17 protein-coding genes and 1 tRNA gene are annotated in these 17148 nt (G+C 68.1%); 9 read left to right on the top strand and 9 right to left on the bottom strand.

What is annotated here, in order from left to right:
- Positions 1-122: 122 nt before the first annotated feature.
- On the bottom strand, positions 123-1313 hold the full coding sequence (locus ACFVW8_RS09305; protein ID WP_389687741.1) for a hypothetical protein: 1191 nt from the start codon (positions 1311-1313) through the stop codon (positions 123-125).
- A 91-nt stretch (positions 1314-1404) separates the two neighbouring features.
- On the opposite strand from ACFVW8_RS09305, the gene ACFVW8_RS09300 reads away from it, so the two are divergent.
- Complete coding sequence (locus ACFVW8_RS09300; protein WP_389687739.1) at positions 1405-1869, top strand: MarR family winged helix-turn-helix transcriptional regulator; 465 nt, start codon at positions 1405-1407, stop codon at positions 1867-1869.
- A gap of 74 nt (positions 1870-1943) precedes the next feature.
- Here the strand turns inward: ACFVW8_RS09300 and ACFVW8_RS09295 are convergent, their stop codons facing one another.
- Entirely contained in the window at positions 1944-2291 is a 348-nt protein-coding gene (locus ACFVW8_RS09295; protein ID WP_389687737.1) for a winged helix-turn-helix transcriptional regulator, read from the bottom strand.
- 126 nt (positions 2292-2417) lie between these two features.
- Between ACFVW8_RS09295 and ACFVW8_RS09290 the strand changes: the two genes are divergently transcribed.
- On the top strand, positions 2418-3029 hold the full coding sequence (locus ACFVW8_RS09290; protein ID WP_389687735.1) for an FMN-dependent NADH-azoreductase: 612 nt from the start codon (positions 2418-2420) through the stop codon (positions 3027-3029).
- Positions 3030-3374: 345 nt separating this feature from the next.
- On the opposite strand, the gene ACFVW8_RS09285 is transcribed toward ACFVW8_RS09290, so the two are convergent.
- Positions 3375-3457 (bottom strand) — tRNA-Leu (locus ACFVW8_RS09285).
- A gap of 317 nt (positions 3458-3774) precedes the next feature.
- Between ACFVW8_RS09285 and ACFVW8_RS09280 the strand changes: the two genes are divergently transcribed.
- From ACFVW8_RS09280 to pknB, 6 genes are all read left to right on the top strand, one after another.
- A complete protein-coding gene (locus tag ACFVW8_RS09280) occupies positions 3775-4665 on the top strand; it encodes an FhaA domain-containing protein (protein WP_389687733.1) in 891 nt (296 codons plus the stop codon).
- A gap of 10 nt (positions 4666-4675) precedes the next feature.
- A complete protein-coding gene (locus tag ACFVW8_RS09275) occupies positions 4676-5191 on the top strand; it encodes an FHA domain-containing protein (protein ID WP_389687731.1) in 516 nt (171 codons plus the stop codon).
- Between the two features lie 129 nt (positions 5192-5320).
- Complete coding sequence (locus ACFVW8_RS09270) at positions 5321-6817, top strand: Stp1/IreP family PP2C-type Ser/Thr phosphatase (RefSeq protein ID WP_389687729.1); 1497 nt, start codon at positions 5321-5323, stop codon at positions 6815-6817.
- Positions 6818-6840: 23 nt separating this feature from the next.
- A complete protein-coding gene (locus ACFVW8_RS09265; RefSeq protein ID WP_389687727.1) occupies positions 6841-8250 on the top strand; it encodes an FtsW/RodA/SpoVE family cell cycle protein in 1410 nt (469 codons plus the stop codon).
- Positions 8247-9707: a peptidoglycan D,D-transpeptidase FtsI family protein gene (locus ACFVW8_RS09260; protein ID WP_389687725.1), complete on the top strand. Its 1461-nt coding sequence runs from the start codon at positions 8247-8249 to the stop codon at positions 9705-9707. Before ACFVW8_RS09265 ends, ACFVW8_RS09260 begins: the two co-directional genes overlap by 4 nt.
- 167 nt (positions 9708-9874) lie before the next feature.
- Complete coding sequence (gene pknB / locus ACFVW8_RS09255) at positions 9875-11839, top strand: Stk1 family PASTA domain-containing Ser/Thr kinase (RefSeq protein ID WP_389687723.1); 1965 nt, start codon at positions 9875-9877, stop codon at positions 11837-11839.
- Between the two features lie 162 nt (positions 11840-12001).
- On the opposite strand, the gene ACFVW8_RS09250 is transcribed toward pknB, so the two are convergent.
- The 6 genes from ACFVW8_RS09250 to ACFVW8_RS09225 all read right to left on the bottom strand — a co-directional run bounded on the left by ACFVW8_RS09250 (position 12002) and on the right by ACFVW8_RS09225 (position 16693).
- A complete protein-coding gene (locus tag ACFVW8_RS09250) occupies positions 12002-12727 on the bottom strand; it encodes a class E sortase (RefSeq protein ID WP_389687721.1) in 726 nt (241 codons plus the stop codon).
- Positions 12728-12761: 34 nt separating this feature from the next.
- Entirely contained in the window at positions 12762-14144 is a 1383-nt protein-coding gene (locus tag ACFVW8_RS09245; RefSeq protein ID WP_389687719.1) for a class E sortase, read from the bottom strand.
- Entirely contained in the window at positions 14141-14779 is a 639-nt protein-coding gene (locus ACFVW8_RS09240; protein ID WP_389687717.1) for an aminodeoxychorismate/anthranilate synthase component II, read from the bottom strand. Before ACFVW8_RS09240 ends, ACFVW8_RS09245 begins: the two co-directional genes overlap by 4 nt.
- Positions 14776-14958 (bottom strand): hypothetical protein, encoded by a 183-nt coding sequence (locus ACFVW8_RS09235; RefSeq protein WP_389687715.1) that lies wholly within the window; start codon positions 14956-14958, stop codon positions 14776-14778. Before ACFVW8_RS09235 ends, ACFVW8_RS09240 begins: the two co-directional genes overlap by 4 nt.
- A 219-nt stretch (positions 14959-15177) precedes the next feature.
- Entirely contained in the window at positions 15178-15900 is a 723-nt protein-coding gene (locus ACFVW8_RS09230) for a class E sortase (RefSeq protein ID WP_389687713.1), read from the bottom strand.
- A gap of 25 nt (positions 15901-15925) precedes the next feature.
- Positions 15926-16693 (bottom strand): DUF881 domain-containing protein, encoded by a 768-nt coding sequence (locus ACFVW8_RS09225; RefSeq protein ID WP_389687711.1) that lies wholly within the window; start codon positions 16691-16693, stop codon positions 15926-15928.
- A 142-nt stretch (positions 16694-16835) separates the two neighbouring features.
- On the opposite strand from ACFVW8_RS09225, the gene crgA reads away from it, so the two are divergent.
- Positions 16836-17090 (top strand): cell division protein CrgA, encoded by a 255-nt coding sequence (gene crgA / locus ACFVW8_RS09220; protein ID WP_389687710.1) that lies wholly within the window; start codon positions 16836-16838, stop codon positions 17088-17090.
- Positions 17091-17148 lie beyond the last annotated feature (58 nt).

Here is a 17148-nt window from a genome sequence, read left to right as displayed (position 1 = left end):
CCGCCTGGTCGGAAGCCTCACTCGGGAGGCACGCCCAACCAGAGGCCCACTCGGACACCCGCGCGGTCGGACGCCCGCACAATCAGACACCCGCACAATGAGACGCCCGCTCAGGCGCCCGCTCAGACCCCGACTGTCTCCTCCATCTCTTCCTCCACCGAGGCCTCGTTCGAGACCTCGGTGGAGGAAGAGACGGCTTCCGACCGCGCCTGCTCCTCGGGCCCGCCCTGCGCTCCCGTCCCGGCCCCGGCCTGAGCCCCGGCCTCCTCCACCGCAGCCGGCCGCCGCCCACCCGCAGCCGACGCAACTCCGGTGGCGGGCGCAGCATCCCGACGCCTCCGCTCGGCCAACCCCGCCAGAGCAGTCACAACCAGTCCTGCCACGAACCAGAGCGCCAGGACCAGTACATTCCGGCCGAGCGCGTGCCCGCCGAAGTACACGTGGCTGCGGACCCCCTCGACGAAGCCCGCCCCGTTCCAGAAGGAGTGCAGCGCGCCGAAGAAGCCGGGCTGCAGCTCGGGGCGGAAAATCCCGCCGGAACTGGTGAAGTTGAGCATCACGAACAGCACCATGACGCCGAGCGTCGTCCACCGCTTGAGGAAGGTGTGAAGTCCGACACCGATCAGCAGGATGCCCGCCGAGTAGAGCCACGCCATCGCCCAGAGCCCGCCGAGCCCGTGGTCCACCAGCCCGAACAGCGGCCCCGCGAACACCGCTCCGATCACACTCACCACGAACGACGCGGCAACCGCCAGCCCCGCCCTGATCCGCAGAGCCAGCACCGCACCGGCCCCGCCGATCACTGCGACGGACGCGTACGAGCCGATACTCACCGCGACCAGCAGGAAGAAGATTCCCTGCCCGGTCGGATCGCCGTCCGCTGTCGGGACCGTGTCCGTCACCTTCAGCGGAGCACCCTGCCCGGCCGCCACTTCGGTGAAGACCTTCTGCACCACCGTGGCGCTGGTGTCGGAGGACGCGGTGGCCACCAGCAGTTCGGGGCTCCTCCCCGGCAGGTAGGCGCCGTAGCTCTCCTGCGTCCTCAGGTGGTCGGCCGCCGTGGCGCGGTCGGGGACCGTACGGACGCTCAGCGCCCCGTCCCCCTTGTCCTGCAACGTCTGTGCGAGCACCTGCGTGCTCGGCCCCGAACCCACCACGTCCACCCGCAGATCGTGCGGCTCCGGTGCATGGAACGCCCCGAGGTAGGCGAGCCCCATGCCGACGCACATCAGCAGCGGCGTGACCAGGTGGCTCAGCACATGACGCAGTGCGGCGGCAGTGGAACCGGCAGCGGCACTCGGGCCTGTGGACATCGGGAAACTCCAGACGCTTCGAGAGATGGTTGGCTTTTACAACTCCTATTTCGTTGTACTGTACAACTGAACTTTTGAGGAAGGCGAGCCCGTGCCGGACACCCCCGGAGAACGCGAAGAGTCGCTGGACGTCATCCAGCGCGAACTGACCGCCTTCGCACGCCGTGCGCGCGCCGCCGCCGCCCGTCTCCACCCGGAGCTGCCGCTGGTCTCATACACATTGCTGGCTCACATCGAGGACCAGCAGGGCTGCCGCGCCACGGATCTGGCCGCGCACTACATGCTCGACAAGTCCACGGTCAGCAGACAGGTCAGCACCCTGGAGAAGCTCGGCCTGGTCGAGCGCCATCCGGATCCGGCCGATCACCGCATCCAGGTACTTCACCCCACCGAGGCCGGAACGCAGGCGCTCTCCTCCACCCAGGCCAGCCGTCGCGCCGCCTATCAGGAGCGTCTGGCCGACTGGACCGCGGAAGACCTCGACCAGTTCGCCACGTACCTGCTTCGCTACAACTCGACGAGCGACCCGGACACCCCACAGCCACCCGCAACCTGACTCACGGACAGGCCACCGCACCCATCGCTCCCGGCCCCGCCTGCCGCCCGGCAGGCGCCCCTCCCCGGCCTCCCCTAACAGGTACCGCCACCGTCCGTCAGGTGCGTCTCCGCCCAGCGGCCCAGCTCCTTGAGCGCGGGCTCCATCGCGGCACCGGCCCGCGTCAGGCGGTAGGAGACACGCAGGGGCGGCCCCTCGTCGACCTCGCGGACCACCAGGCCCGCCGTCCCGAGTTCGGACAGCCGGTCAGAGAGCATGCGCTCACTGATGCCCGGGATCGCCCGCCGCAGATCGGCGAAGTGCACGGGCTGCTGAAGCAGTACCGAGACGATCGGCCCCGTCCAGCGCTTACCGAACAGCTCGAAGACGCGACTGATGCTCACGTCGACCTGCCGGCACGCCTGCTCGCTGTGATCCGCCATACGCCCAGGGTACTGCGTAGCCGTGAGGGGCTTACGATTAGTAAGTCCCTATGTTATTACTAGGTACATACGAAAACTCGGCCCGCCGCTCCGGCCAGCCGCCCCAACGAAATCGTGGAGACCCTCATGGCCACACTCCTGCACCTCGACTCCGCAGTGTTCCCCGAGGGGTCCGCCTCCCGCGAGGTCACCGCCGCATTCGTGCAGGCCTGGCGCGAGCAGCACCCCGACGGGCAGGTCGTCTACCGCGACCTGGCCGCCGACCCGCTGCCGCACCTGAACGCCGCGGCCGTCGCAGCCGGTGCCGAGCACCCGCTGCGCGGAGAGCTCGCGGCCGAACTGGCCGCCGCGGGCGCGGTCCTGATCGGTGCGCCGATGTACAACTTCACCATTCCGTCCACCTTGAAGGCGTGGCTCGACCACGTGATCATCGTCGGCCACAACGTCGGCCCGGACGGCCCCGTGGCCGGCACCCCGATCACGGTCGTCGCCAGCCGCGGCGGTTCCTACGCCGCCGGCACCCCGCGCGAGGACGCCGAGTTCGTCCAGAACTACCTGGCGAAGCTGCTGACGTCGATGTTCGCCGCCGAGGTCGACTTCATCGTTCCGGAGCTGACCCTCGCCCACACCACGCCGGAGATGGCCGAGCTCATCCCGCTCGCCGAGACCTCCCGCGCCAAGGCGTTCAGCGACGCCGCAGAGAAGGCCAAGCACCTCGCGTCCCGGCTCGCCGTCTGAGACGTACGACGGCCCTCATCCGAGGCGTACGCCCCCGCCGGCCACAACCGGCGCGAACAACCAGGGAAGGCCGGGGTCCGCGGACCCCGGCCTTGCCACGTCGCGACTTCGGAACCACGCGTCGCGACTTCGGAACCACGCGTCGCGACTCCGGGAACCACGCGTCGCGACTCCGGGAACCAATCGGGCGTTTCACGTGAAACCAAGCCCGCCGTCATTCCCGCCGCCGACAAGCCTGGCCCGGCCCAACCCGACCTCTCGCCCGCCCCGGCCCGACAACCGGCCCGCCCTGGAGACCGAACCGAAGAAGCCCCCCGGACCAAGGTCCGGGGGGCTTCTCTCTTGTGCGCGAGGGGGGATTTGAACCCCCACGTCCCTAAGGACACTGGCACCTGAAGCCAGCGCGTCTGCCGTTCCGCCACTCGCGCATGAGCGGTGTTTCCAGAAGTTCTCACTTTTCGGTGCGAGCCCCTGGCGACATCCGGAAGATTAGCACGCTGGACAGGGTGGATTCACATCCGTTTGTTTCGCCGAACCGCTGGCGGGAACCGGGAACCCGGAGCGGCCGCCCCCCACTCCTCCTGAGTGCACCCAAGGTGCGGGACACTGTCAGTAGAGCGCCTCTACGATCCGTGTGAGGCGGGACACTCATCCGCAGTGGAGACAAGGGGAACCAGCCGATTTCCCGACGCGTGGATACGATCAGTAAGCAGTACAGGGACGACGACACCGGAGGAGGTGCCCCATGGGAGTCATGAAGCGTTTCGAGCAACGTCTCGAAGGTCTCGTCAATGGCACTTTCGCCAAGGTCTTCAAGTCCGAGGTGCAGCCGGTCGAGATCGCGGGAGCCCTCCAGAGGGAGTGCGACAACAACGCCACCATCTGGAACCGCGAGCGGACCGTCGTCCCCAACGACTTCATCGTCGAACTCAGCGCCCCCGACTACGAGCGGCTCAGCCCGTACTCCGGCCAGCTCGGCGACGAGCTCTCCGGCCTTGTGCGCGACTACGCCAAGCAGCAGCGGTACACCTTCATGGGGCCCATCAAGGTCCATCTCGAGAAGGCCGACGACCTCGACACCGGTCTCTACCGGGTGCGCAGCCGCACCCTGGCGTCGAGTTCGTCACAGGGCCAGCCCGACCAGCAGGGGTTCCAGAACCAGCCCGGACAGCCGGCCCAGCCCGCTCGTCCCGGCCACGGGCGCACCGCGGCCCCGCAGGCCCCCGGTGGCTACGGCTACCCGCCCAGCTCGGCCCCGCCCATGCCCGCGGCCCCGCCGCCGGGCGCAGGGCGGCCCGCAGCACCCGCATCCGACCGGCGCCCGCCGGCCACTCCCAGCCCCCTGCCGAACTCGCAGGTGCGACGCTGGATCGAGATCAATGGCACCCGCCATCAGATCTCCCGCCCGACGTTGGTGATGGGACGCAGCACCGACGCCGACGTGCGGATCGACGACCCCGGTGTTTCCCGCCGGCACTGTGAGATCCGGACCGGAACGCCCTCGACGATCCAGGATCTTGGGTCCACCAACGGCATCGTGGTGGACGGGCAGCACACAACCCGCGCTACGCTCCGCGACGGCTCGCGGATCGTCGTGGGCAACACCACCATCGTTTACCGGCAAGCCGAAGGGTGAAGCGGGGGCAATGTCAGAGCTGACCCTTACGGTCATGCGGCTAGGTTTCCTGGCTGTTCTGTGGCTGTTCGTGATCGTGGCCGTCCAGGTCATTCGCAGTGACCTGTTCGGAACGCGTGTCACGCAGCGCGGCTCACGCCGCAATGCGTCCGACGCACGCCCGCCACAGGCACGTCAGACCGCTGCGGCACCGCCGCAGCAACGCCAGCAGCCCGGCCGCCAGCGCCGCGGGGCACCGACCAAGCTGGTCGTATCCGAGGGCACCCTCACCGGCACCACGGTGGCGCTCCAGGGGCAGACCATCACGCTGGGCCGGGCCCATGACTCAACGATCGTGCTGGACGACGACTACGCGTCCAGCAGACATGCCAGGATCTACCCCGACCGTGACGGCCAGTGGATCGTCGAGGATCTCGGGTCCACCAACGGCACGTATCTGGACCGGACCCGTCTCACCACGCCGACGCCTGTTCCGCTGGGCGCGCCGATCAGGATCGGCAAGACCGTCATCGAGCTGCGGAAGTAGTACGACAATGAGCGAGCGGAGCGAGCGAGCCGCAGCGGCCCGGGCATCGGACCCGGCCGGGCTCCCGACCGGAGGGTGGGCAGTGTGGCTCGAGACCGGCTGTACCCCGAACCGACGGGCGAGGTGCGCATGAGTCTTTCCCTGCGCTTCGCCGCCGGATCGCACAAGGGCATGATCCGCGAAGGCAACGAGGACTCCGGCTACGCCGGACCACGCCTTCTCGCCATCGCCGACGGAATGGGCGGCCAGGCCGCCGGTGAGGTCGCCAGCTCCGAGGTGATCTCCACCCTCGTCCAGCTGGACGACGACGTACCCGGCTCCGACATCCTCACTTCGCTCGGTACGGCGGTCCAGCGGGCCAACGACCAGTTGCGCATGATGGTCGAGGAGGACCCCCAGCTGGAGGGCATGGGCACCACGCTCACCGCCCTCCTGTGGACCGGTCAGCGCCTCGGTCTCGTGCACGTCGGCGACTCACGCGCGTACCTGCTGCGCGACGGAGTGCTGACCCAGATCACGCAGGACCACACCTGGGTCCAGCGCCTGGTCGACGAGGGCCGGATCACCGAGGAGGAGGCCACCACCCACCCGCAGCGCTCCCTGCTGATGCGCGCGCTGGGCAGCGGCGACCACGTCGAACCCGACCTCTCCATCCGTGAGGTCCGGGCCGGCGACCGTTACATGATCTGCTCCGACGGCCTCTCCGGCGTCGTCTCCCACCAGACGATTGAGGAGACGCTCGCCAGCTACCAGGGCCCGCAGGAGACCATCCAGGACCTGATCCAGCTCGCCCTGCGCGGCGGCGGTCCGGACAACATCACCTGCATCGTCGCCGACGTCCTCGACGCCGAAAACAACGACACCCTGGCCGGGCAGCTCAACGACACCCCGGTCATCGTCGGTGCGGTCGCGGAGAACCAGGCCGCCCAGCAGAACGACGGCGGCGCGATGGAGACCCCGGCCGGACGCGCGGCCGGGCTCGGCCGCCAGGTCCCGCCGCCCTCGGGCGGCTTCGGCCCTCCCGGAAGCGGTGACGACGCCGACTACGGCGCGATGCCGGACGGGTCCTTCGGGTCCTACTCCGACGACGACTTCGTCAAGCCCGGCGGCCGCAAGTGGCTCAAGAGGTCGATCTACATCGTGCTCGCGCTGGCGGTCATCGGGGGCGGCCTCTACGGCGGTTACCGCTGGACCCAGACCCAGTACTACGTCGGCGCGAAGAGCGACAACGTCGCGCTGTACCGGGGCATCAGCCAGGACCTCGCCTGGGTCTCGCTCTCGAAGGTGGAGAACGACCACCCCGAGATCGAACTCAAGTACCTCCCGCCCTACCAGCGCAAGCAGGTCGAGGCGACCATCGCCGAAGGCAGCCTGGCCGACGCCCGCGAGAAGATCACCGAGCTCTCCAACCAGGCGACCGCCTGCAAGAAGGACGCGCAGCGCCGCGCAGCCGAGAAGAACGCCCCCAGCGACGAGGGCCAGGCCGGCGGTACGGACAAGGACGCGACCAAGGCGTCCTCGACGTCCGGCACAACCAAGACCAAGCAGACTTCAACGACTCCCACTCCTGGTCCCAGCCTCTCGGAGGATGAGAAGAAGCTGGTCCCGCAGTGCGGTAAGCAGTAAAGCCGTAGGGGGCCTTCAGCACCATGAGCGTTGTCACCAACACGACCACGATCGGCGCGATCGACGCACCGAGCCGGCGCAACACCGAACTGATGATGATGGTCTTCGCCATCGCCATCTCGGTGTTCGCCTACGCCAACGTGGGTCTTGCCATCGACGGCAAGATCCCGTCAGGCATGTTCGGATACGGGGCAGGGCTCATCCTGCTCGGCGGCGTCGCCCACCTCGTGGTGCGCAAGTTCGCCCCGTACGCGGACCCCCTGCTGCTGCCGCTGGCCACTCTGCTCAACGGTCTGGGGCTGGTGCTGATCTGGCGGCTGGACCAGTCGCAACGACTGATCGACCGTGCCGAGTACCTGTACGGGGCGTACAGCCCGGATGCCCCGAAGCAGCTCATGTACTCGGCGATCGGCGTGGCTCTCTTCGTCGCCGTGCTGATGATCCTCAAGGACCATCGCATCCTCCAGCGCTACACCTACATCTCGATGGCCGCGGCCCTGATCCTGCTGGTCATCCCGATTTTCTTCCCCGCGGTGAACGGCGCGAAGATCTGGATCAGCCTCGGCCCGTTCTCCATCCAGCCGGGTGAGTTCGCCAAGATCCTCATCGCCATCTTCTTCTCCGGGTACCTCATGGTGAAGCGCGACGCGCTGGCCCTGGCCAGCCGCCGCTTCATGGGGTTGTACCTGCCGCGCGGTCGCGACCTGGGCCCGATCATCACCATCTGGGCCCTGTCGATCCTGATCCTGGTCTTCGAGACCGACCTCGGTACGTCGCTGCTGTTCTTCGGTCTCTTCGTCGTCATGCTGTACGTCGCCACCGAGCGCACCAGCTGGATCGTGTTCGGTCTCGCGATGTCCGCGGTCGGCGCGGTGGGTGTCGCGTCCTTCGAACATCACGTGCAGGACCGTGTGAACGCCTGGCTCGAGCCGTTCTCCAAGGCGACGATGGCGCAGAGCGACCAGATCGCCCAGTCCCTCATGTCCTTCGGTTCCGGAGGCACGCTCGGCACCGGACTGGGCCAGGGCCACTCGGACCTGATCATGTTCGCGGCCAACGCCGACTTCATCCTGTCCACCGTCGGCGAGGAGCTGGGTCTGGCCGGAATGATGGCCGTCCTGCTGATCTACGGCCTCATCGTCGAGCGCGGTGTCCGCACCGCACTCGCCGCCCGCGACCCCTTCGGCAAGCTCCTGGCGATCGGCCTCTCCGGCGCCTTCGCTATCCAGGTCTTCGTGGTGGCCGGCGGAGTCATGGGTCTCATCCCGCTGAGCGGTATGACCATGCCGTTCCTCGCCTACGGTGGCTCATCCGTGTTGGCCAACTGGGCGCTGATCGCCATTCTGATCCGCATCAGCGACACCGCGCGCCGCCCCGCCCCGGCCCCCGCACCTACATCCGACGCCGAGATGACCCAGGTGGTCCGCCCGTGAACAAGCCCCTGCGCCGGATCGCGATCTTCTGCGGCGTCCTGATCTTCGCCCTGCTCGCACGGACCAACTACCTCCAGTACGTGAAGGCCGACGAGCTCAACACCCGGGACGAGAACCGCCGCGTCCGTATCGAGCGTTACGCGCACGAGCGCGGCAACATCATCGTCGACGGCGGCAAGGCGGTCACCGCGTCCAAGGAGACCAAGAGCGGCGACTTCAAGTACAAGCGGGTCTGGCAGGACGGCCCGCTGTGGGCGCCCGTCACCGGCTACTCCTCGCAGGCCTTCGGCGCCACCCAGCTGGAGAGCATCGAGGACGGGATCCTCACCGGCAACGACGACCAGCTCTTCTTCAACCGCACGATGTCGATGTTCACCGGCGAGAAGAAGCAGGGCGGCAACGTCGTCACCACGCTCAACTCCGCCGCGCAGAAGGCCGCTTTCAACGGGCTCGGGGACAAGAAGGGCGCCGTCGCCGCCCTCGACCCGGAGACCGGTGCCATCCTGGCGCTCGCCAGCACCCCCTCGTACGATCCCTCGACCTTCGCGGGCAACACCGACGACGACACCAAGGCCTGGCAGAAGCTCACGAAGGACAAGGACAAGCCGACGCTCAACCGGGCGCTGCGCGAGACCTACCCGCCCGGCTCGACCTTCAAGGTCGTCACCGCGGCGGCCGCCCTCGAGAACGGCCTCTACGACGACATCGACGGGAAGACGGATTCACCGCTGCCGTACCAGCTTCCCCAGAGCACCCAGCCTCTCCCCAACGAGAACAACATCCCGTGTGAGAACGTCTCGCTCAAGGAAGCCCTGCGGATGTCCTGCAACACGGTCTTCGGCAAGATCAGCGATGACCTGGGCAACCAGAAGATGATCGACGAGGCCAATAAGTTCGGCTTCAACAAGGAAGTCTTCACCCCGGTGCGCGCCAGCGCGAGCGTCTACCCCAAGGACAACCGGCCGCAGAACGTCATGGCGGGCATCGGCCAGGCGTCCAACCGCGCCACCCCGCTCCAGATGGCGATGGTGGCCTCCGCGGTCGCCAACGACGGCAAGCTGATGCAGCCGTACATGGTCGCCGAGCGGCAGGCGCCCAACCTGGACGTCGTCTACACCCACGAGAAGGAACAGCTCAGCCAGCCCCTCTCGGGCGAGAACGCCCAGAAGCTCCAGCAGATGATGGAGACAGTCGTCGAGTCCGGCACGGGCAAGACGGCGAAGATCCCCAACGTCACCGTCGGCGGCAAGACGGGTACGGCCCAGCACGGCCTCGGAAACAGCGAGAATCCGTACGCCTGGTTCATCTCGTACGCGAAGACCGACAGCGGCTCCCCCGTCGCCGTCGCCGTGGTCGTCGAGGACAGCAAGGCCAACCGCGACGACATCTCCGGTGGCGGCCTGGCGGCCCCCATCGCGAAGAAGGTCATGGAGGCAGTCATCGACGGCAAGAAGTGACAGCCGTCACGCCGGGTGCCATATCCGCACGTTGGGATACCGGTCGGATATCAGGTATGGGCTGCGGGCCGATCAGGTAGTGGGCGGCCGGTAGCGTATGCGCGAGCAGCACACCGCCGGACCGCACACCGGTGTGGTCAGGACTGACGGAGAGGGCTGGAACAGTTATGGAAGAGCCGCGTCGCCTCGGCGGCCGGTACGAGCTGGGCTCGGTGCTCGGCCGTGGTGGCATGGCCGAGGTATACCTCGCCCACGACACCCGGCTCGGCCGCACCGTAGCTGTGAAGACGCTGCGGGCGGATCTCGCCCGCGACCCGTCCTTCCAGGCCCGGTTCCGCCGTGAGGCCCAGTCCGCCGCCTCGCTCAACCATCCGGCGATCGTCGCGGTGTACGACACCGGTGAGGACTACGTCGACGGGGTCTCGATCCCGTACATCGTCATGGAGTACGTCGACGGCTCGACGCTCAGAGAGCTGCTGCACTCGGGACGCAGACTGCTGCCCGAGCGCACCCTCGAAATGACGGTCGGCATCCTCCAGGCGCTGGAGTACTCGCACCGCGCGGGCATCGTCCACCGCGACATCAAGCCGGCCAACGTCATGCTCACGCGCACCGGCCAGGTCAAGGTCATGGACTTCGGCATCGCCCGCGCCATGGGCGACTCCGGCATGACGATGACCCAGACCTCGGCCGTCATCGGCACCGCCCAGTACCTCTCCCCGGAGCAGGCCAAGGGCGAGCAGGTGGACGCGAGATCGGACCTGTATTCGACCGGTTGCCTGCTCTACGAGCTGCTGACGGTCCGGCCGCCGTTCATCGGCGACTCACCTGTCGCGGTGGCCTACCAGCACGTCCGGGAAGAGCCACAGACCCCCAGCAACTTCGACCCCGAGATCACGCCCGAGATGGACGCGATCGTGTTGAAGGCCCTGGTCAAGGACCCGGACTACCGCTACCAGTCGGCCGACGAGATGCGCGCCGACATCGAGGCCTGCCTCGACGGCCAGCCGGTCGCCGCCACCGCGGCCATGGGCGCGGCCGGCTACGGCGGCTACGACGGGTACGGCAACGACCAGCCCACCACCGCCCTGCGGGCCGCCGACCAGAACGGCGCCCCGACGTCGATGCTGCCTCCGGTCAACCCGGACGACTACGACGACGACCGGCCCGACCGCCGCCGTCAGAAGAAGAGCAACACCTCGACGATCCTGCTGGTCGTGGCGGGCATCCTGGTGCTGATCGGAGCCGTACTGATCGGCAAGTCGGTCTTCGGCGGCGACGGCGGTGACAACGCCGCGTTCGACGTGCCCAACATGGTCGGCATCACCTACAAGGACGCGCAGAAGCTCGCCGACAACGCCGGCGTCGTCCTCAAGGCCGGTCCGAAGGAAGAGTGCAAGCAGCAGCCCAAGAACAAGATCTGCCGCCAGACGCCGACGGCGGACGAGACGATGAAGGACGGGGAGACCGTCACGGTCTTCGTCTCCACGGGTGCGCCGAAGATCGATGTCCCGGACGTCACGGAGAAGTCCGAGGACAACGCCCGCAAGATCCTTGAGGACAAGGGCTTCACGGTCACCGTCGATTCGGTCGAGTCGGCCGACGCGACGCCGGGCACCGTCCTGGAACAGTCCCCGAAGGGCGACGCCAAGGCTGCGGAGAACTCCGAGGTCAAGCTCTCTGTCGCGACGGAGAAGCTGATCACACTGCCTGCTGTGGACGGCCGCTCGTACGACGAAGCGGTGGCCCAGCTGACGGGACTCGGATTCAGCAACATCGCCAGGACCGATACCGACTCCGATCAGCCGGCCGACCAGGTGGTCGGCCAGGCCCCGGAGGCCAACAAGAAGGTGGGCAAGGACACCGCGATCATCCTGAAGGTGTCCAAGGGCCCGCCGGAGCCGGAGCAGGTCACCATCCCGGGTGACGTCGTCGGCAAGTCCTACCAGGACGCGAAGGCCCAGTTGGAGGGCATGGGGCTGACGGTCACGCTCGGTCCCGGTTCGGTCGACAAGCCCGACGCCAAGGTGATCATGAGCAACCCGACGCCCAACACCGCGGTGGACAAGGGCAGTGCGGTCACCCTGAACACCGTCGAGGGCGGCGGAGGCGGCATCTTCGGCAATCAGTAGTCCGGCTGACGGACGGGGACCGGCCCTCGGAACACGGCACAGCAGCACAGGGCCCCGGCACCGCAATGGTGACCGGGGCCCTGTGCTGTCGGCTGTCGGCTGTCGGCTGTCGAGGCAGGTTGTGGCGTTCGTTCAGGCGGGCAGGGGTGCAGTCAGCACAGGTCAGCGCAGCTCCGCCGGCTTCGTACGGTCGCGGTCGACCTTCTCCGTACGGACCAGCTCGCCCCACACGACGTAGCGGTACTTCGACGTGAAGACGGGCGTGCACGTCGTCAGCGTGATGTAGCGGCCGGCCTTCTCCTTGCCCGAACCCTTCGGGACCGCCTGGAGCACGTCCACGTTGTACTTCGACGTCTCCGGAAGCTCCTTGAAGACCTTGTAGACGTACCAGGTGTCCTTGGTCTCGAAGACGACCGCGTCACCGGTCCGCACCTTGTCGATGTTGTGGAACTTCGCCCCGTGACCGTCCCGGTGGGCGGCCAGCGTGAAGTTGCCGTGCTCGGCCGAGGGGAGGGCCGACTTCACCGGGTCGGTGTAGTAGCCGGCGATGCCGTCGTTGAGGTTCTCGGTGTCGGTGCCCTTCTTGACGAGCACCTCGCCGTTCTTCATCGACGGGACATGCAGGAAGCCGATGCCGTCCTTGGTGTCCAGCGCACCGGGGCCGCCGGCCCAGCGGTCGCGGACGGTGTTGCCCTGCTTGGTGGCCTCGCGGTCAGCGAGCACGTTCGTCCACCAGAGGGAGTAGACGACGAAGAGACCGAGCACCAGGCCTGCGGTGATGAGCAGTTCACCGAAGACGCTGACCGCGGTCGCGACGGGATGGCGGGTCCGGCGCACCGGGGGCGCGGACTCGTCGGTCTGCTCTTGGTCCTCGGTCCTCGCTGCCACCGCACCGCCCCTGTCGTGATGATGTCCAGCCCGTTCAGCCCACGAGCGCGTCGGGCTTCCCCTTGCTGCGCGGCCGTTCGTCGACCATCTTGCCCCAGACGATCAATCGGTACGTACTCGTGAATTCGGGCGTACAGGTCGTCAGTGTGATGTACCGCCCGGGCTTGGTGAACCCCGACTGCGGCGGCACCGGACCGATCACCGACACGTTCGACGGCGAGGTCTGGGCGAGCTCGCTCGTCATCGCGTACGTGTAGTACGCGTCCTGCGTCTCGACGACGATCTGGTCGCCGGGTTTCAGCTGGTTGATGTAGCGGAACGGCTCACCGTGCGTGTTGCGGTGGCCGGCCAGCGCGAAGTTGCCCTGTTTGTCCGACGGCATCGCCGTTCGCAGCGGCTTCTCGCCGTAGTGGCCGACCATGCCGCGGTCGAGGACCTTGTCCTTGCTGGTGCCCTCGGCGATCGGCGTGACCACGTCCAGCTTCGGGATATGGATGATGGCGAAGCCCTGACCGGCCTCGAAGGCGCCCGGGGCACGTTTGCCGCTGGCCCAGTCGTCCTGGATCTTGTGCGTCTCGTTGCCGGCGATCTGGTCGGCGCGCACGTTGGTCCACCACAGCTGGTACGTGACGAACAGCAGCATCAGCACGCCGAGCGAGATGAACAGCTCGCCGACCACCCGGCTGACCACCACCGCGGGGCTGTCCTTGGCCGCCCGTGCCGCCCGTCTCGCCTCGACGCGCGACATCGGTTTCGCGGGGGTGGCGGACTCCGTTGCCCCCGCCGTCGACGGTTCGGCACGCCTGCGGCCGCGGCTCTTGGCCGCCGCGCGGCGGCGCTCGGCCCGGCCTCCGGTGCTCGGCGCTGACTCGGCCGGGACCGTTCCGGGAACCGCGTCCGCCTCGTCGGCACTCTCCGGTCCACCGTCGGCTTCCGCCGCGTCTGCCGCGTCAGCCGTCTCTGCGGCCGCCGGCGCACGGTCCGGCCCCGGGGCATGTGCTGTCTGCGCGCGGGGGACTATTCGGCGGGTGTCCGACGTCCGCAGAGCGACCGTCTCGTCGTGGGACGGGGGCACTTCGACCGGGACAGCCTGCACAGGCTCCTGGCGGCCGTACCAGTCCCGTTCGTATCCCTCGGGGTCGTACCACTCGTGCGGGGTGTCCTGGGCCGCCAGTGGCCCGTGTGGCGCCTGCGCCGGCACGGTACCGAAACCGCCCGGCGCGGCCGCGCCGTTGTCCGGCTCCGAGGGGATGTTCTCCGCCCGGAACCAGGGCGAGGCGTGCTCCCCCGGCAAGGGATCGTTCAGCGGGTCCGCCAGCTGGCCGACCGCCGCCTCGAACGCTCCCGCGGCCCCGTCCGTCCCCTCCTCGTGCGGGCCGTCCTGACCGGCGTCGCGGCCGTGGCGGGGTGGGGTCACGCGACGGCCTTGCCCACCACCGGCGCGAGTCCCGCCGACCTCTCGACGGCTCCGGTGTCACCGCACTGCGCCAGCCAGTTGGCCAGCATCAGATGGCCGTGCTCGGTGAGCACCGACTCCGGATGGAACTGCACTCCCTCGACCGCGAGCTCCCGGTGCCGCAGCCCCATGATGATGCCGTCGGCCGTACGCGCGGTGACCTCCAGCTCCTCCGGGACCGTGTCCGGTTCGGCGGCGAGCGAGTGGTAGCGGGTCGCGGTGAAGGGGGAGGGCAGACCGGCGAAGACGCCCTTGCCCTCATGGGTCACCGGGGACGTCTTGCCGTGCAGCAGCTCGGGAGCGCGGTCCACGACACCGCCGTACGCCACGGCCATCGACTGCATGCCGAGGCAGACCCCGAAGACCGGGACGCCGGTCGACGCACAGTGCCGCACCATGTCGACGCAGACACCCGCGTGCTCGGGGGTGCCGGGCCCGGGTGAGAGCAGGACCCCGTCGAAACCGTCCTGGGCGTGGGCCGTGGTCACCTCGTCGTTGCGCAGCACCTCGCACTCGGCGCCCAGTTGGTAGAGGTACTGCACGAGGTTGAAGACGAAGCTGTCGTAGTTGTCCACGACCAGGATGCGGGCGCTCATCGGCCGGCCCCCGTCGCGGCCGCTCCGTCGACCGTCACATCGCCGAACGGAAGCAGCGGCTCCGCCCACGGGAAGACGTACTGGAACAGCACATAGACAATCGCCAGGGCGAGCACGAGCGAGATGAACCCGCGCACCCACGTGTTGCCCGGCAGATGACGCCAGATCCAGCCGTACATGCTGACCCCTCCATTCGGTACGGGACCAGAGTAGAGCCTGTCCGGCGGCGCAGAGTCGGAAAGGGCTCGGTCCGCGGTGCGTGCATCGCAAGGCGCCGGAGCGTCCTCGTCGCGGAGCGATTCGGACGTTCCGGTAACGCGGCGAGGTGCCGTGCCACGCGCCGCGACCCCATCCCTGATCCACCGGACAGGCTCCGAGGGCTGGGGCAGAGCCGTGGGTCAGCTGTGGAGAGCCGCCGGCCGTCCGTCGGTCACGGGCTGGGTCGCATCCAGGTGCGCCCAGGCGATCAGCCGGTGGCTGCTGCCCCACTCGGGGTCGCACGTGGTCAGCGTCAGATATCGGCCGGGCCCGTCGAATCCGGACTTGCGCGGGACGGGATCGATGACGCCGACATCGCTCGGCACGGTGCGGTAGGGCTTCTTGTCGATGCGGTACGTGAACCACGTCGTCCCGTCCGTCAGCAGCACCGGATCGCCGGGACGCAGCTTCGGGAAGTCCTTGAAGGGGTCGCCGTACGTGCGGCGGTGGCCGGCCACCGCGAAGTTGCCGGTGGCTCCGGCACGGGCGGTGCCGCTGTAGTGCCCGAGCCCCTTCTGCAAGGTCTTGACCTCGGTGTTCTCCAGGACGGGCCACTCCCAGCTCTTACCGAAGCGGGGGATGTAGAGCATCGCGAACGGCTTCCCGTCGCGGTACGCCGCGGCAGCCGGCGGCTTTGCACCGGGTTCGGGCGACCCGGACGAGGAGGATGCCGAAGGCGCGGGTGCCGGTGCGGACACCGTGCCCTGCGCCCACTCGCGTTGCAGCGCGTCGATCTGTCCGTCGGTCGCACCGGCGGCCTTCACGCCGGTCCAGAACAGCACATACACCACAAACAGCACGATCAGGGCACCGATCGTGATGCACAGTTCGCTGAACGTCCTGACGATCAGTCGCACCGACACCGGTCGGCCTCCCCGAAGCTGCTCGCTACTTCACCGGCTCCGCATAGTGGAGATCCACTGTGCCCGAGTAGCCGGGAAGAGTCATCGCCTGGCGCTCGTCGACTTTCCAGCCGAGCCCGTACGCCTTCACGTACAGCAGGTAGTTCTGGATCGCCGGGGAGGCGTTCAGCGCCCGCTTGAGCTTTGCCGGGTCACCGACGGCGGTGATCTTGTACGGCGGCGAGTAGACCCGGCCCTGCAGGATCAGGGTGTTGCCCACGCAGCGCACCGCGCTGGTGGAGATCAGCCGCTGGTCCATGACTTCGATGCCGCCGGCTCCGCCCTGCCACAGGGCGTTGACGACCGCCTGCAGGTCCTGCTGGTGAATGACCAGGTCATTGGGTTGCGGATCGGGGTAGCCGGGGTTCGCCGTCGCGTTCTGCGGGGCGTCGTCGAGGGTGACGGAGACGGCCTGACCGGAGAGCTTCGTGGTGCCCGCGGCCCGCTCCAGCGCCTTGAGGCGGGCGTCCTCCGCCTTGGTGCTGCCGTCGTCACGCTGGGCAAGGGTGTCGATGTCCTCACGCACGGACGCGGCGGACTCCTCCAGACCGGCGTTCTTGTCGCTGCGCTGCTGAATGAGGTCGGAGAGCTTCAGCAGCGAGGAGTCGGTACGGATGTTGGTGCCCTTGGCCGTGTTCGCGCTGGTGACGAAGATCAGTCCGGCCAGGGCGAAAACGGCAGCCGTGAGCACTCTGACCGGGTACCGGAAGGTGCGCCGGACCGGCCCTGGGGGAGAGTCGGCAGAATTGCTCAACGTACCCTTATCTCCTTCGGCGCCACGGAAGCACTACGCTAACGGACGCCCGGGGGAGGCAGCATTTCCCCCTCGCGCCACGCCCGGCGTCAGCCAACAGTTCCCTGCGCGGTAACGCAGCGCATCGACAGGAGAGTTCCTCGTGCCGAAGTCACGTATCCGCAAGAAGGCCGATTTCACGCCGCCTCCGACGAAGCAGGCAACGGCCATAAAGCTGGCCAACCGCAGCTGGGTGGCGCCGGTCATGCTGGCGCTCTTCCTGATCGGTCTGGCCTGGATCGTCGTTTTCTATGTGACCGACGGCGATCTGCCGATCAAGGCGCTGGGGAACTGGAACATCGTCGTCGGCTTCGGCTTCATCGCCGGCGGGTTCGGCGTCTCCACCCAGTGGAAGTAGCTCCTCGGAGCACGTAGGACCACAGCGGGCCCACGTCCCGCAACCCTTGCCCTGAGTT

The organism is Streptomyces sp. NPDC058221 (genome assembly GCF_042882365.1).
Taxonomy (GTDB): Bacteria; Actinomycetota; Actinomycetes; order Streptomycetales; family Streptomycetaceae; genus Streptomyces.
The sequence above is the reverse complement of the archived record's forward strand: the minus strand, read 5'-3'. Positions and strand labels throughout refer to the sequence as shown.

Excerpts from the sequence above, each read along its gene's own strand:
- ACFVW8_RS09305 (WP_389687741.1), bottom strand. The coding sequence starts at position 1,313 with ATGTCCACAGGCCCGAGTGCCGCTGCCGGTTCCACTGCCGCCGCACTG.
- ACFVW8_RS09295 (WP_389687737.1), bottom strand. The coding sequence starts at position 2,291 with ATGGCGGATCACAGCGAGCAGGCGTGCCGGCAGGTCGACGTGAGCATC.
- ACFVW8_RS09290 (WP_389687735.1), top strand. The coding sequence starts at position 2,418 with ATGGCCACACTCCTGCACCTCGACTCCGCAGTGTTCCCCGAGGGGTCC.
- ACFVW8_RS09280 (WP_389687733.1), top strand. The coding sequence starts at position 3,775 with ATGGGAGTCATGAAGCGTTTCGAGCAACGTCTCGAAGGTCTCGTCAAT.
- ACFVW8_RS09275 (WP_389687731.1), top strand. The coding sequence starts at position 4,676 with ATGTCAGAGCTGACCCTTACGGTCATGCGGCTAGGTTTCCTGGCTGTT.
- ACFVW8_RS09270 (WP_389687729.1), top strand. The coding sequence starts at position 5,321 with ATGAGTCTTTCCCTGCGCTTCGCCGCCGGATCGCACAAGGGCATGATC.
- ACFVW8_RS09265 (WP_389687727.1), top strand. The coding sequence starts at position 6,841 with ATGAGCGTTGTCACCAACACGACCACGATCGGCGCGATCGACGCACCG.
- pknB (WP_389687723.1), top strand. The coding sequence starts at position 9,875 with ATGGAAGAGCCGCGTCGCCTCGGCGGCCGGTACGAGCTGGGCTCGGTG.
- ACFVW8_RS09240 (WP_389687717.1), bottom strand. The coding sequence starts at position 14,779 with ATGAGCGCCCGCATCCTGGTCGTGGACAACTACGACAGCTTCGTCTTC.
- ACFVW8_RS09235 (WP_389687715.1), bottom strand. The coding sequence starts at position 14,958 with ATGTACGGCTGGATCTGGCGTCATCTGCCGGGCAACACGTGGGTGCGC.